This is a genomic window from Streptomyces sp. NPDC005402 (genome assembly GCF_040606575.1).
Lineage (GTDB): Bacteria > Actinomycetota > Actinomycetes > Streptomycetales > Streptomycetaceae > Streptomyces.
On sequence record NZ_JBEXFB010000018.1, the window covers coordinates 28,544 to 41,977 of the forward strand.

A 13,434-nucleotide genomic window follows, 5' to 3' on the forward strand; every position below is an offset into this window, starting at 1 on the left:
CGGGGCGGGTGCGTTGGATACCCCGTGGGACGACGTTAGCGCAGGCAGCCGCCGACCGGACGGGCCCCGGCGCCGACGGGGACGGTTCCGCGGGCGCGGGGTTCGACACCCCTGCCCCGCCCCGCCACCCGCTACCGTTGGTCGGATGAGCAACCCGGCCGTACCGCCGCGCTCCCTCGCGGAAGCGCTCCGGGCCAGGGACGACGTCTCCCTGGCCGCGCTTCTGCGTGCCCGCCCCGACCTCATCACCCCCGTGCCGACCGACCTCACCCAGCTCGCGACCCGGGCCGGGACGCGGGCGTCGGTGGTGCGGGCGCTGGAGCGGCTGGACCGTTTCGCGCTCCAGACGGCGGAGGCGCTGGCGGTGGCGGCGGACCCGGCGTCCTACGGTGAACTGCTCGCGCTGCTGACCGGCGACGGCGGCGATCCGGCCGTCTCGGCGGCGCTCCCGCGTGCCCTGGGCACCCTGCGGGAGCAGGCCCTGGTGTGGGGCGACGACGATCGGCTGCGGCTGGTCCGCACGGCCCGCGAGCTGCTCGCGCCCTCACCGCAGCATCCGTCGCCGACCGGGCTCGGGCCGACCGTGCAGGAGGCCACGGCGGGGATGTCGCCGGGCCGCATCCAGGACATCGTCGCGGCGGCGGGGCTCGGCTCGACCCACGACGCGGTCTCCGCGGTGGCGTCGCTGACGGCCCTGTTCACCGACCGGAAGCGGATGTCGGCGCTGCTCGCCGGGCTCCCTGAGGAGTCGCGGGAGGTACTCTCGCGGCTCGTGTGGGGTCCGCCGTACGGCCAGGTCACCGCCGACCCGGCGGCCCATCTGCGCCGTCTGCTGGATCTGGGGCTGCTGGTGCCGACGGCGCCCGGGACGGTCGTACTCCCGCGAGAGGTGGCCCTGCATCTGCGCGGCGGCCGTGCGCACCGCGAGGTGGAGCCGCTGCCGCCGGCCGTGGAGCCCGCGGCGACGCACCGTCCACAGGTGGTGGACGCGACGGCGGCCGGGCAGGCGTACACCGCGCTCGCGACCGTCGAGGAGCTGCTGAAGGACTGGGACGAGGGCGGGCCCGCGGTGCTGCGGGCGGGCGGCCTGAGCGTCCGCGACCTCAAGCGCACGGCCGTCGCCCTGGACGTGGCCGAACCGGTGGCCGCGTTCTGGGTCGAGCTGGCGTACGCGGCGGGCCTGCTGGCCTCCGACGGCGAGGCCGACGAGCGGTACGCGGCGACCCCGGCCCACGACGAGTGGCTGGAGCAGCCTCCGGCACAGCGCTGGGCCCGCCTGGCGGAGGCGTGGCTGACGGCGACGCGGGTGTCCGGCCTGGTGGGCGGCCGGGACGCGAAGGACCGCACGCTGTCGACGCTGGGCCCGGGACTCGACCGCAGCGCGGCACCGGAGGTACGGCACCGGGTGCTGACGCTGCTGGCGGGGCTGCCGGAGGGGGCGTCGCCGTCGAGGGAGTCGGTGCTGGCCCGGCTGCGCTGGGAGCGTCCGCTGCGGGGGCCGCAGCGCGAGGACGATCTGCGGTCCCGGCTCGCCGAGTGGACGTTGACGGAGGCGGAGCTGCTGGGCGTGACGGGGCGCGGGGCGCTGTCGGGGCACGGGCGGGCGTTGCTGGGCGCGACTGCTGCGCCGAAGACGCCGGGCAAGGCGCCGGAGGGCCCCGGCGACAAGCTTCCCGTGCACCACCGCTCCACCGTCGATGCCGTGCACCGAGGCCACGCACACCACGGCCCCGCCGGCACGGAACCCCTCTCCCCGGCCGAGCAGGCCACCGCGTCCGCCGCGGCCGCCCGGCTGCTCGCGCCGCTGCTGCCCGAGCCGCTCGACCACGTCCTGCTCCAGGCCGACCTGACGGCGGTGGCCCCCGGTCCCCTGCAGCGGTCGCTGGCCGAGGTGCTGGACGTGCTGGCCGACGTGGAGTCGAAGGGCGGGGCGACGGTCTACCGCTTCACCCCCGCCTCGGTACGCCGCGCCCTGGACGCCGGCCAGTCCGCCTCCGACCTGCACGCCTTCCTCGCCGCGCACGCGCGCACGCCGGTGCCGCAGCCGCTGACGTATCTGATCGACGACGTGGCGCGCAGGCACGGCCATCTGCGGGTGGGCGCGGCCTCCGCGTACGTCCGCTGCGACGACGACGCCGTGCTCAACGAGATCCTCGCCGACAAGCGCGCCGCGGGCCTGCGCCTGCGCCGCCTGGCCCCCACCGTGCTGGCCGCGCAGGCCGACCCGGCGGCACTGCTGGACGGCCTGCGCGCGATGGGCTTCGCCCCGGCCGCCGAGTCCGCGGAGGGCGATGTCCTGATCACCCGCGCCCACGCCCACCGCACCCCGCCGCGCACGGCCCCCGAACCCGTCCCGGACGGCCCCCCGGTCCCCGACGCGACCCTCCTGTCGGCGGCGATCCGGGCCATCCGGGCCGGTGACCTGGCCTCGACGACCCCCCGCAGACAGGCCGACGAGTCCCTGCCCGCCACCGGCGCACTCCCCCGCACCAGCTCCGCCGAGACCCTCGCCACCATGCAGGCCGCCGTCCTGACCGGCGAGGCCCTGTGGATCGGCTACGTCAACGCCGAGGGTGCCGCGAGCCAGCGCGTCATCGCCCCCGTGCGCGTCGAGGGCGGCTTCGTGACGGCGTACGACCACACGGCGGACGAGGTCCGCACGTACCCGCTGCACCGGGTGACCGGGGTGGCGGAGCTGGCGGAGGAGTAGGTCCTTTCGGACGGGCCCCGGGCCCGCGTCAGCACTCCGTGACCGGGGAGTCCGCGGGCAGGCCGAAGTGGGTACGGGCCGCGGACTCCAGGGTGGTCGACGGCAGGGTGTCGTCGAACGCGGCCGTGGTGGCGTGCCCGAAGTGGGACGTCAGCCACTTCGCGTTGCCCGCGCCGTCGGGCGGCTCCTCCTGCGACACGACCACGTAGCCGCCGCCGGCCTCCCGCCGCAGCCGCAGCACCTGCGGGACCGCGGCGCCGCCGCACTCCACGAGGCTCCCCGCGCGCACCCCGTACTCCAGGCACAGGGTGTTGACGCCGGCCCGCACGAGCCCGTCCCGCTCGTCGAGGTCCACCTCCTGGGCCCGGCAGAACCACCGGGCCCGGAGCCCGGGCTCGCTCTCCCCGTACCCGGCGCCCCGCGACTGGTCCACGAGCCGCGCCTCGATGGCCGGCCGCACCTGGTTCCACAGCTGGGTGTCGGCGCCCACCGGCCGCAGCGCCCAGGCACCGGTCGCCACCAGCACCACGACCGCTCCCCCGCCGACCGCCCAACTGCCCGCAGACATCCCCATGTGTCCTCCCCGGCCCACTCCCGCCAGTCAAGACACACGAGCGGGGGCCTGGGTTGCCCGGGAGACCGTTCGGCCTTCTCCGGCCCTTCCCGGCCTTCCTCGGGCTCCCTTGATCGTCCCTGGTTGAGGCACACTGGACGTTTGGCCCGTGCGGAAGGATGCATGTACGTGAACGGTCCTCTCATCGTCCAGTCCGACAAGACCCTGCTGCTCGAGGTCGACCACGAGCAGGCCGACGAGTGCCGTCGGGCCATCGCGCCGTTCGCCGAGCTGGAGCGAGCGCCCGAGCACATCCACACCTACCGGGTGACACCGCTGGGCCTGTGGAACGCGCGGGCCGCCGGGCACGACGCCGAGCAGGTGGTCGACGCGCTGGTGCAGTACAGCCGGTATCCGGTGCCGCACGCCCTGCTCGTCGACGTCGCCGAGACGATGGACCGGTACGGGCGGCTCACGCTCAGCAAGCACCCCGCCCACGGGCTCGTGCTCACCACCACCGACCGGCCGGTGCTGGAGGAGATCCTGCGCTCGAAGCGGATCATCCCGCTGGTCGGGGCGCGGCTCGACCCGGACACCGTGGCCGTGCACCCCTCCGAGCGCGGGCAGATCAAGCAGACGCTGCTGAAGCTGGGCTGGCCCGCCGAGGACCTCGCGGGATACGTCGACGGCGAGGCGCACGCCATCGAGCTGGACGAGGACGGCTGGGCACTCCGGCCGTACCAGAAGCAGGCCGTGGAGAACTTCTGGCACGGCGGCAGCGGGGTCGTCGTCCTGCCGTGCGGTGCCGGTAAGACGCTGGTCGGCGCCGGGGCCATGGCGCAGGCCAAGTCGACCACCCTCATCCTCGTCACCAACACCGTCTCGGCCCGGCAGTGGAAGCACGAGCTCATCAAGCGGACCTCGCTGACCGAGGAGGAGATCGGCGAGTACAGCGGGACGCGCAAGGAGATCAGACCCGTCACCATCGCCACCTACCAGGTGCTGACGACCCGGCGGAAGGGTGTCTACCCGCATCTGGAGCTCTTCGACTCCCGGGACTGGGGGCTCATCCTCTACGACGAGGTGCACCTGCTGCCGGCGCCCGTCTTCAAGTTCACCGCCGACCTCCAGGCCCGGCGCAGACTCGGGCTGACCGCGACCCTGGTGCGCGAGGACGGGCGGGAGTCGGACGTCTTCTCGCTGATCGGGCCCAAGCGGTTCGACGCGCCGTGGAAGGAGATCGAGGCACAGGGGTACATCGCGCCGGCCGACTGTGTCGAGGTGCGGGTGAACCTGACCGACTCCGAGCGGCTCGCCTACGCCACGGCCGAGCAGGAGGAGAAGTACCGCTTCTGTGCGACGACCGCGACGAAGCGGAAGGTCACGGAGGCTCTGGTACGGCGGTTCGCGGGTCAGCAGATCCTGGTGATCGGCCAGTACATCGACCAGCTCGACGAACTCGGCGAGCATCTGAACGCCCCCGTCATCAAGGGCGAGACCTCCAACGCCCAGCGGGAGAAGCTCTTCGGCGCCTTCCGGGAGGGCGAGATCAGCGTGCTGGTGGTGTCGAAGGTGGCGAACTTCTCCATCGACCTGCCGGAGGCGACGGTCGCCATCCAGGTCTCGGGCACCTTCGGCTCCCGCCAGGAGGAGGCCCAGCGGCTCGGACGGGTGCTGCGCCCGAAGGCGGACGGCCACCAGGCCCACTTCTACTCCGTCGTCGCCCGGGACACCATCGACCAGGACTTCGCGGCGCACCGCCAGCGCTTCCTGGCGGAACAGGGGTACGCCTACCGGATCGTGGACGCGGACGAGCTGCTGGCGGACGGGGCCTGAGCCGGCGCCATCCGCTCAGCGGCGGCGGACGCCCGCCTCCTCGCCGTACTCGCCGAGTATGACGACGTCGAAGGCGGCGCCGGCGAAGACGCGGACCGCCCGGAGGGCGTTGCCCAGGGGGTGGGTGCTGTGGATACCGGAGAGGGGAGTCGCCCCGGACGGGCGACCGGGTGCTGGGGTGAAGGTCGCTGCGCTCATGCCTCCATAGTGGCTTTCGAGGCATAAGGAGGGCATCGGTCCCAGGTAGCCACTTCTTGTGCTACCTGAGTACACCCTGTGGGGGGAGCCTCCCCTGATGGGCGGAGGGGTGACCCCCTAGGGGATGGAAAGACGGTTGGCGCCGCGCCGGGGGCCTGCCCTAGGATCTCCGCTCCTGCCCGCCTCCCTCCCGGAGTGCCGCCGACCGGACGGAAACCGGTCGGCACCTCGCTGCCATCACCCGGCAGCCAGCCACCCCGCAGCACCTTCGGAGGCACCCCCTTGTCTGCCCTGCCCGCGCCCCTCGACGACGACCCCCTCGCCCGCGAACGCTCCCACCTCGCCGCTTCCCGTGCCGCACTGCGCGCCATGCGCGAGGACGCCGAGTCGCTGAACATCAAGGACGTCACCGCGAACTGGGTCAACGCCGAGGTCCTGGCCCGCCAGATCGGCGAGCGCATCAAGGCGCTGGCCGACCTCAGCGACACCCCGCTGTTCTTCGGCCGCCTCGACTACCTGCACTCCCCCGGCGCCGACCGGGCCGAGGGCGCGGAGGGAGAGCGCTTCTACATCGGGCGCCGGCACGTCCACGACCACGACGGCGACCCGATGGTGATCGACTGGCGGGCGCCGGTCTCGCAGCCGTTCTACCGGGCGTCCAAGAAGGACCCGATGGACGTCGGGCTGCGTCGCCGCTTCGGATACACCCGCGGGGACATCACGGCGTACGAGGACGAGCACCTCTCCGACCCCGCTGAGGCCGCGGCCACCAGCAAGCTGCTCCAGCAGGAGATCGAGCGCCCGCGCGTCGGCCCGATGCGCGACATCGTGGCGACGATCCAGCCCGAGCAGGACGAGATCGTACGGTCCGGGCTCGGCGGCACGGTCTGCGTCCAGGGAGGCCCGGGTACCGGGAAGACCGCCGTCGGCCTGCACCGGGTCGCCTATCTCCTCTACGCCCACCGGGAGCGGCTCGCCCGCACCGGCACGCTCGTCATCGGACCGAACCGGTCCTTCCTGCACTACATCGAGCAAGTGCTGCCCGCGCTCGGTGAGTTGGCGGTGAAGCAGGCCACCGTCGACGACCTGGTGGCCGCGGGCCTGGAGGTGCGCGGCACCGATGACGCGCCCGCCGCCGTCCTCAAGGGCGACGCGAGGATGGCGGAGGTGCTGAGGCGGGCCGTCTACTCCCACGTGACCATGCCGACCGAACCGGTGATGGTCGTACGCGGGTCACGCAGGTGGCGGGTCCCGGCGTACGAGATCGAGGAGATGGTGCGGGAGTTGCTCGACCGGGGCATCCGTTACGGCGCCGCCCGCGAGGCGCTCCCGCAGCGCGTCGCGCACACCGTGCTGGTGCAGATGGAGCGGTCCGGGGAGGCGCCGGACGACCGCGTGCAGGACGCGGTGGCCCGCAACCCCGCGGTGAAGGCGGCGGTGAAGGCGATCTGGCCGCCGGTGGATCCGGCGAAGCTGGTGCTCCGGCTGCTGACGGACGCGGACTTCCTCGCCGAACACGCGGCGGGCGTCCTCGACGAGGACGAGCAGAAGACGATCCTGTGGGCGAAGCCGGTGCGGTCGGTGAAGTCGGCCAAGTGGTCTTCCGCGGACGCGGTGTTGATCGACGAGGCGACGGACCTCGTGGAGCGCACGCACTCGCTCGGGCATGTGGTGCTCGACGAGGCGCAGGACCTCTCCCCGATGCAGTACCGCGCAGTCGGCCGCCGCTGCTCGACCGGTTCGGCGACCGTCCTCGGCGACCTCGCGCAGGGCACCACGCCGTGGGCGACGCGGAGTTGGGACGAGGCACTGGCCCACCTCGGCAAGTCCGACGGGGTGATCGAGGAGCTGACGGCCGGTTTCCGTGTGCCGACGGACGTCATCACCTACGCCTCCCGGCTCCTGCCGCACATCGCGCCGGGCCTGACCCCGGTGGCGTCGGTCCGTGAGAACCCGGGGTTCTTCGACGTCCGGGAGATCGACGGTACGGCCGAAGTGGTCGCCGCCTGCGAGGAGTTGCTGCGCAACGAGGGCTCGACCGGTCTGATCGCGGCGGACGCGCGGGTACCGGCCCTGGCGGAGGCGCTGACGGCGGCGGGGATCCCGTATCTCGCGCCGGGCGAGGAGACCACGGCCGAGACCCGGTTGACCCTGGTCCCGGCGTCCCTCGCCAAGGGTCTTGAGTACGACTACGTCGTCCTGGACGAGCCCCAGGCGGTGGTGGACGGCGAACCGGACGAGCGGACCGGGCTGCGCCGGCTGTACGTGGCCCTGACCCGAGCGGTGTCGGGCCTGATCGTGACGCACGCGGCACCGCTGCCCGCGGCGCTCGCCGAGTAAGGTGCTGCTCCGTTCACATGTCCCCCCGGAGAGGCCCCCGTTGAGCACGCCGCCGCCCTCGCACCCCGCGTACCAGCCGACTTCGGGGCCCCACCCTCCGCATTCCGGTCCGTACCAGCAGACTCCGGCTCCGGGCCCGTACCAGTACCAACCGGCTCCCGGGCCGTACCCGCAGGTGCCCGGGCCGTACCAACCGGCTCCCGGACCGTACCCGCAGGCTTCGGGGCCCTACCCGCCGACGGCCGCCTGCCAGATCTGTGGGGCGGCCCCCGCCGCCCCGGTGACGATCCGGGGTCACCAGGGGATGGTGGTGATCATGCGGTTCCTGCGGCGGGAGGGCGTGTTCTGCCGCACCTGCGCGCTGGCGAGCTTCCGGGACATGCAGGCGGAGACCATGGTGCTCGGCTGGTGGGGGCCGCTGTCGGTGCTCATCACCCCCTTCACCCTGCTGACCAACCTCAGCGCGCTGTCCGGCATCCGGCGCATCCCCGAGCCGGTCGCGCCGGGGTTCCGGCCGCCGCTGGATCCCGGCAAGCCGGTGTTCAGGCGGCCGGCGGGCATCCTGGCGCTGATCCCGGTGGGACTGCTGGGCCTGGCGGTGTTCGCGTTCACGGCGCTTCTGGTCATCGGGCTGGTGGTCGGACCAGGGGACGACAGTGCCGGCTCCGGTGCCCGCGATGCCGACACCCCGACCCTGACGTCCGGTTCCTGCGCCCGCAACGACGCCACCTGGCCGGCACAGGAGCTCAGGCCCGAGGCCTGTGACTCCTCCGCCGCGCAGTACCGCGTCTACGAACCGGCCGTCTCGTGCGAGTCCGGCGAGTACTACGCCTACCTCGAGTACAGCGAGGACGGCAACACGGCCCTGTGCCTGCGGCCGCTGAAGGGCTAATCGCGCACCTCGTCCACCGCCCGCCGCCACTCCCCCACCGCCTCCGCCGATACCGGCGCTCCCCAGCCGTCCGGCCGCGCCGCCCCGCCGATGTGGAACGCGTCGATCCCCGCCGCCCGCAGTCCCGGCACATGGTCGAGTCGTAGCCCGCCACCCACCAGAAGCTGCTGTTCGTACCCCGGCTCCCCCGCCCTGCCCGCCTCCGCGAGCAGTACGGGGAGCCCCTCGTCCACGCCCGCCGCGGATCCCGCCGTGAGGTAGGTGTCCAGCCCCGGCAGGTCGGCCAGCTGCTTGCGCAGGGCGTTGCGGTCCGACGCGTGGTCGATGGCGCGGTGGAAGGTCCAGCGGCAGCCGTCCAGTTCCTCGGCCACCCGCTCCACGGCCGCGAGGTCCACCTCGCCGGCCGTGTCCAGGAACCCGAGTACGAACTCCTCGGCCCCGGCGTCCCGCAGCTCCCGGGCCGCCCGGGCCACCTGCGAGACGTCCCCCGCAGCGAACCCGTCCGACAGCCGCAGCATCACCCGCACCGAGATGTCCACGGCGGCCCGGATCGCGGTGACCGTGGAGACCGTCGGCGTCAGACCGTCCGCCGCCATGTCGGTCACCAGTTCCAGCCGGTCCGCGCCTCCGGCCTGGGCGGCGATCGCGTCCTCGGTGTCGAGGGCGATCACCTCCAGGACTGCACGCTTGCTCATGGGACCCCATTCGTCGACGGTCTCGGGCGGCTACAGGTCTAGTCCAATTCCAGAATACGCCGCCACGGGGTCCCCCTCACCGGCGCGTCTCAGCCGAAGATGTTCAGCTCCTTCGCCTCCGCCCCCGCGAGCTCGTACGCCCGCCCCTCCACCGGACGCCCCGAGTACAGCCGGACGAGCGTCGCCGCGTCCCCGATGTAACGGGCCGGCGTGCGGTCGCCCGCCGCATCGCCCAGGCGGACCGGTTCGTCCAGGTCGTCGAGGTCGGCGTGCAGGGGGAGGTGGCCGCGCTCCCGGGTCGTGCGGGCCAGCAGGGCGAGCGCGTCCGGGAGACCGGCGCCCGCGTAAGCGCCCGGCTCCCCGAACACCTCCCGGACGTCTCCCGCGTGCACCCACTCGCCCAGCCCGATGATGTCCAGCACCCCGCCCGCCGCGGCGATCACCGGCCCCGCCTCCGTCATCCCGCGCTCCAGCTCGTCGACGATCCGCTGGTTCGTCCAGTCCGCGCGCTCGGCGATGTCCCGGTCGTTCGACGCGGGCGAGAAGACGCCCTTCTCGAATCTGCCCTCCACCACCCGCGTCAGCGCGGACGAGCAGTGCGCCAGCACATCGCGCACGCTCCACCCCGGGCACCCGGCCGTCGGCAGCGCGAAGTCGGTGTCCGGGCGGGAGCGCAGCAGGGGGATCAGGGCGTCGCGTTCGGTGGTCAGGAGGCGGCCGGGGAGTTCGGGGTCGCGTTCGGCGTCTGTAGTCATGGGGCCCAAGGTGCCAGGGGGCGGCCGGGGGGACAATGACGCCATGGCCGATCTCGACGACCTCCGCGACCGTTTCGCCCGTGCCCTGGAGGGCGCCCGCCCCGGAACCGACGGCCCCGATCCGGCGCCGTACGCCGACGACCTCCTCGCCCGCTGGCAGGAGCCGCAGCGGCGGTACCACACCGTCGGACACCTCACGGCGGTCCTCGACCACATCGACGTACTGGAGGAGTACGCGCAGGCCCCGGACCTGGTCCGTCTCGCGGCCTGGTTCCACGACGCCGTCTACCTGCCGGACCGCTCGGAGAACGAGGAGCGCTCCGCCCGTCTGGCCGAACGCGCCCTCCCCGAAGCCGGCCTCCCGGGGGCCGCGACGGCCGAGGTCGCCCGCCTGGTCCGCCTCACCACCGCCCACGACCCCGCCGACGACGACCGCGACGGCCAGGTCCTCTGCGACGCCGACCTCGCGATCCTCGCCGCCCCGCCCTCCGCGTACGCCGCCTACACGGCCGCCGTCCGCGAGGAGTACGGCTTCGTCCCGAGCGACGCCTTCCGCGAGGGCCGGTCCGCGATCCTCCGCCAACTGCTCGATCTGCCCCGGCTCTTCAGGACGCCGTACGGGGAGCGTGAGTGGGAGGCCACGGCCCGCTACAACCTCACCTCGGAACTGGAAATGCTGTCGCTCTGAGGCGCCCGGCGCCATAGCCTGCCCGCATGGCTGACATGGGCGAAGACCTGGGCGCGGAACGGCTGACGGAGGCCGTCGCGGACGCGGTGGCGGTACTGCGGACGGCGGTGGACCGGGACTGGACCGGGGTGCCGGCCGGCCGGGTGGAGTGGAGCTGTCTGAAGACGGCCGAGCACATCGCGAGTGATCTGATCGCGTACGCGGGGCAGTTGGCGGGCCGGGCGCAGGAGAAGTACGTCCCCTTCGAGATCTTCCTGGAGGACGACACGGACGCCGAGGGCGCCCTCCAGGTCATCGAGACGGCCGGCACGCTGCTCGCGGCGACCCTGCGCAGCACCCCGCGCGAGGTCCGCGCCTTCCACCCGTACCCCTTCCGCAGCGCGAACCGCGTGGGCTTCGCCGCGATGGGCATCGCCGAGGTCCTGCTGCACACGTACGACATCGCGGAGGGCCTGGGCCTGACGTACGAGCCCCCCGCCCGGCTCCCCGAGTACGTGCTGACCCGGATCTTCCCCGACGTCCAGCCCGGCCCCGACCCCTGGCGCACCCTCCTGTGGGCCACCGGCCGCGGTGACCTGCCCGGCCGCGCCCCGCGCACCGGGTGGCGCTGGAGCAACAACCTCGTCCTGCCCACCGAGCGCCTGACCCTCCAGGGCGTCACGCCCGCGTCCGCCGCCGAACTGGCCGCGGGCGGCGACGGTGACTTCGAGTGGGTCGAGGACGGCCCCTTCGAGGGCACCCGCGAGGCCGCCGGCATGACCATCAAGGCCTACGAGGCGGGCGTCCACCGCCCGGAGTTCGGCCTCTTCGCCCTCGTCCGGCGACAGGACGGCCGCGCGATCGGCGGTATGGGCTTCCACGGCGCCCCCGACGAGGACGGCCGCGCGGAGGTCGGCTACGACCTCGCCCCCTCCGCCCGCGGTCAGGGCTACGCCACGGAGGCCCTGCGCGCACTGAGCGACTGGGCCCTGGCCCGCGACGACGTGCGCAGCCTCTGCGCCACCATCGAGCCGGACAACGCCGCCTCCCAACGCGTCATCGCCCGGGCCGGGTTCGCGCGGGCGAGCGTGGAGGAGGAGCAGGTGTACGGGGATGTGGAACCGGGGCTGTGGCTGTACGTCCTTCCCGGCGGGGCCGGTTAGCGGCCTTTGGGCCGGCGCAGTCCCGACCCGGTCAGCAGCCGCACCACCTCCCGGCTGCTCACCTCCACCGCGCCCGCCGCGACCACGTCGGCGTACCGGTGCGACGGGATGTCGTAGTGATCCCGCTCGAAGGCCCGTGGCGGAACTCCCAGCTCCTCGGCGAACCTGTGCAGTTCGTCGAAGGAGACGTCGCTGATCAGGTGGGACCACATGCGGCCGTGGCCCGGCCAGGTCGGTGGGTCGATGTAGACGGTCACGAGGCGGAGTCCCCGCCCGCCGCCCCGCCCATCGCGGTCCCGAGCGAGCCGACCGGCGCGACCTTCACGCCCGCCTGGTGGCACACCCAGTGCGGATCGGGGCCCAGCTCCGGCTCGATCTCCAAGGCGTGCGGGTCGCCGGAGCCGCACACCGGGCACAGGGGCCAGCGGCCGTGGCGCTCGAGGAGGGCGTCCTGGACGTCCTGGGCGATCAGGCCCGCCACGAACTCCGCGCCCTCCGGCCACTGCTCCACCCACCAGCGCCGCTGTACGACGGAATCCTCGACCATCGACACCACGTCCGCGGCGGCGACCTGGCTCGCGGCCAGGTCGGTGAGTACGAGGGCGCGTGCCGTGTGCAGGGACTGCTCAAGTGGACCGATGGACTCCATGGAGCCATTGTGCGGGCTCTTGACCACGAACCGAGCCGAAAATATCTTTCAGTCGTGCCCCAGGAAGTGAAGGAAATTTTCGGCAGCGCTCTCGCCGCGAAGGTGCGCACGCTGGGTCCGTCCATGACCCGTTCCATGCACCGGGTCGCCGAGGCCGTGGCCGCCGACCCCGCGGGGTGCGCGGCGCTCACCGTCACGGGCCTCGCCGAACTGACCGGGACGAGCGAGGCGACGGTCGTGCGGACGGCCCGGCTGCTGGGCTATCCCGGATACCGCGACCTGCGGCTCGCCCTCGCCGGGCTGGCCGCGCAGCAGCAGTCCGGGCGGGCGCCGGCGATCACCACGGACATCGCGGTGGACGATCCGATCGCGGACGTGGTCGCCAAGCTCGCCTACGACGAGCAGCAGACCCTCGCGGACACGGCGGCCGGGCTGGACACCGTGCAGCTGGGGGCGGCGGTCACCGCGACGGCCTCGGCGCGACGGATCGACGTGTACGGGGTGGGGGCCTCCGGTCTCGTCGCACAGGACCTCACGCAGAAGCTGCTCCGGATAGGGCTGATAGCGCAGGCGCACAGCGATCCGCATCTGGCGGTGACGAACGCGGTGCAGCTGCGGGCGGGGGACGTGGCGATCGCGATCACGCACTCGGGGTCGACCGGGGACGTCATCGAGCCGTTGCGGGTCGCGTTCGAGCGCGGCGCCACCACGGTGGCCATCACCGGGCGGCCGGACGGGGCGGTGACGCAGTACGCCGACCAGGTGCTGACGACGTCCACGGCCCGGGAGAGCGAGCTGCGGCCCGCGGCCATGTCGTCACGGACGAGCCAGCTGCTGGTGGTGGACTGTCTGTTCGTGGGGGTGGCGCAACGGACGTACGAGACGGCGGCGCCCGCGCTGGCCGCGTCCTACGAGGCGCTGGCCCATCGGCACCGTCGGTAGAGACGAGTCACCCGGCAGACGTCGGTCACGAAGA

At 73.4% G+C, this 13,434-nt stretch carries 13 protein-coding genes; 7 read left to right on the forward strand and 6 right to left on the reverse strand.

Features of this window, described 5'->3' with window-relative positions:
* Positions 1-145: 145 nt before the first annotated feature.
* Positions 146-2,710 carry a helicase C-terminal domain-containing protein gene (locus ABZT02_RS30370; RefSeq protein WP_356023049.1) on the forward strand — a complete coding sequence of 855 codons (2,565 nt, stop codon included), beginning with the start codon at positions 146-148 and terminating at the stop codon, positions 2,708-2,710.
* A gap of 28 nt (positions 2,711-2,738) precedes the next feature.
* On the opposite strand, the gene ABZT02_RS30375 is transcribed toward ABZT02_RS30370, so the two are convergent.
* On the reverse strand, positions 2,739-3,284 hold the full coding sequence (locus ABZT02_RS30375) for a hypothetical protein (RefSeq protein WP_356023051.1): 546 nt from the start codon (positions 3,282-3,284) through the stop codon (positions 2,739-2,741).
* Positions 3,285-3,452: 168 nt separating this feature from the next.
* On the opposite strand from ABZT02_RS30375, the gene ABZT02_RS30380 reads away from it, so the two are divergent.
* The gene (locus ABZT02_RS30380) at positions 3,453-5,099 is read left to right on the forward strand and encodes a DNA repair helicase XPB (RefSeq protein ID WP_356023053.1); all 1,647 of its coding nucleotides are present in this window, start codon (positions 3,453-3,455) and stop codon (positions 5,097-5,099) included.
* A 15-nt stretch (positions 5,100-5,114) separates the two neighbouring features.
* On the opposite strand, the gene ABZT02_RS30385 is transcribed toward ABZT02_RS30380, so the two are convergent.
* Positions 5,115-5,297, reverse strand: a complete 183-nt coding sequence (locus tag ABZT02_RS30385; protein ID WP_356023056.1) for a hypothetical protein — start codon at positions 5,295-5,297, stop codon at positions 5,115-5,117.
* A 369-nt stretch (positions 5,298-5,666) separates the two neighbouring features.
* On the opposite strand from ABZT02_RS30385, the gene ABZT02_RS30390 reads away from it, so the two are divergent.
* Both ABZT02_RS30390 and ABZT02_RS30395 read left to right on the forward strand, forming a co-directional pair.
* Positions 5,667-7,637 (forward strand): UvrD-helicase domain-containing protein, encoded by a 1,971-nt coding sequence (locus ABZT02_RS30390; protein ID WP_356023406.1) that lies wholly within the window; start codon positions 5,667-5,669, stop codon positions 7,635-7,637.
* Between the two features lie 316 nt (positions 7,638-7,953).
* A complete protein-coding gene (locus tag ABZT02_RS30395) occupies positions 7,954-8,529 on the forward strand; it encodes a hypothetical protein (protein WP_356023058.1) in 576 nt (191 codons plus the stop codon).
* Here the strand turns inward: ABZT02_RS30395 and ABZT02_RS30400 are convergent.
* Positions 8,526-9,224, reverse strand: coding sequence for a copper homeostasis protein CutC (locus ABZT02_RS30400; protein WP_356023060.1), 699 nt, complete (start codon positions 9,222-9,224; stop codon positions 8,526-8,528). The genes ABZT02_RS30395 and ABZT02_RS30400 overlap by 4 nt on opposite strands.
* A gap of 89 nt (positions 9,225-9,313) precedes the next feature.
* Positions 9,314-9,979 (reverse strand): maleylpyruvate isomerase family mycothiol-dependent enzyme, encoded by a 666-nt coding sequence (locus ABZT02_RS30405; protein WP_356023063.1) that lies wholly within the window; start codon positions 9,977-9,979, stop codon positions 9,314-9,316.
* A gap of 43 nt (positions 9,980-10,022) precedes the next feature.
* Between ABZT02_RS30405 and ABZT02_RS30410 the strand changes: the two genes are divergently transcribed.
* Together ABZT02_RS30410 and ABZT02_RS30415 are read left to right on the forward strand one after the other, a co-directional pair.
* Entirely contained in the window at positions 10,023-10,667 is a 645-nt protein-coding gene (locus ABZT02_RS30410) for a hypothetical protein (protein WP_356023065.1), read from the forward strand.
* 35 nt (positions 10,668-10,702) lie between these two features.
* Complete coding sequence (locus tag ABZT02_RS30415) at positions 10,703-11,809, forward strand: GNAT family N-acetyltransferase (RefSeq protein WP_356023408.1); 1,107 nt, start codon at positions 10,703-10,705, stop codon at positions 11,807-11,809.
* Here ABZT02_RS30415 and ABZT02_RS30420 read toward each other — a convergent pair.
* Both ABZT02_RS30420 and ABZT02_RS30425 read right to left on the reverse strand, forming a co-directional pair.
* Entirely contained in the window at positions 11,806-12,066 is a 261-nt protein-coding gene (locus ABZT02_RS30420) for a DUF4031 domain-containing protein (protein ID WP_356023067.1), read from the reverse strand. The two genes, ABZT02_RS30415 and ABZT02_RS30420, sit on opposite strands and share 4 nt — an antisense overlap.
* Positions 12,063-12,458 (reverse strand): hypothetical protein, encoded by a 396-nt coding sequence (locus tag ABZT02_RS30425; protein WP_356023069.1) that lies wholly within the window; start codon positions 12,456-12,458, stop codon positions 12,063-12,065. The genes ABZT02_RS30420 and ABZT02_RS30425 overlap by 4 nt, the downstream gene beginning before the upstream one ends.
* Positions 12,459-12,524: 66 nt before the next feature.
* Here ABZT02_RS30425 and ABZT02_RS30430 point away from each other — a divergent pair, with 66 nt between their 5' ends.
* Positions 12,525-13,400 carry a MurR/RpiR family transcriptional regulator gene (locus ABZT02_RS30430; RefSeq protein ID WP_356023072.1) on the forward strand — a complete coding sequence of 292 codons (876 nt, stop codon included), beginning with the start codon at positions 12,525-12,527 and terminating at the stop codon, positions 13,398-13,400.
* The last annotated feature ends 34 nt before the right edge of the window (positions 13,401-13,434 follow it).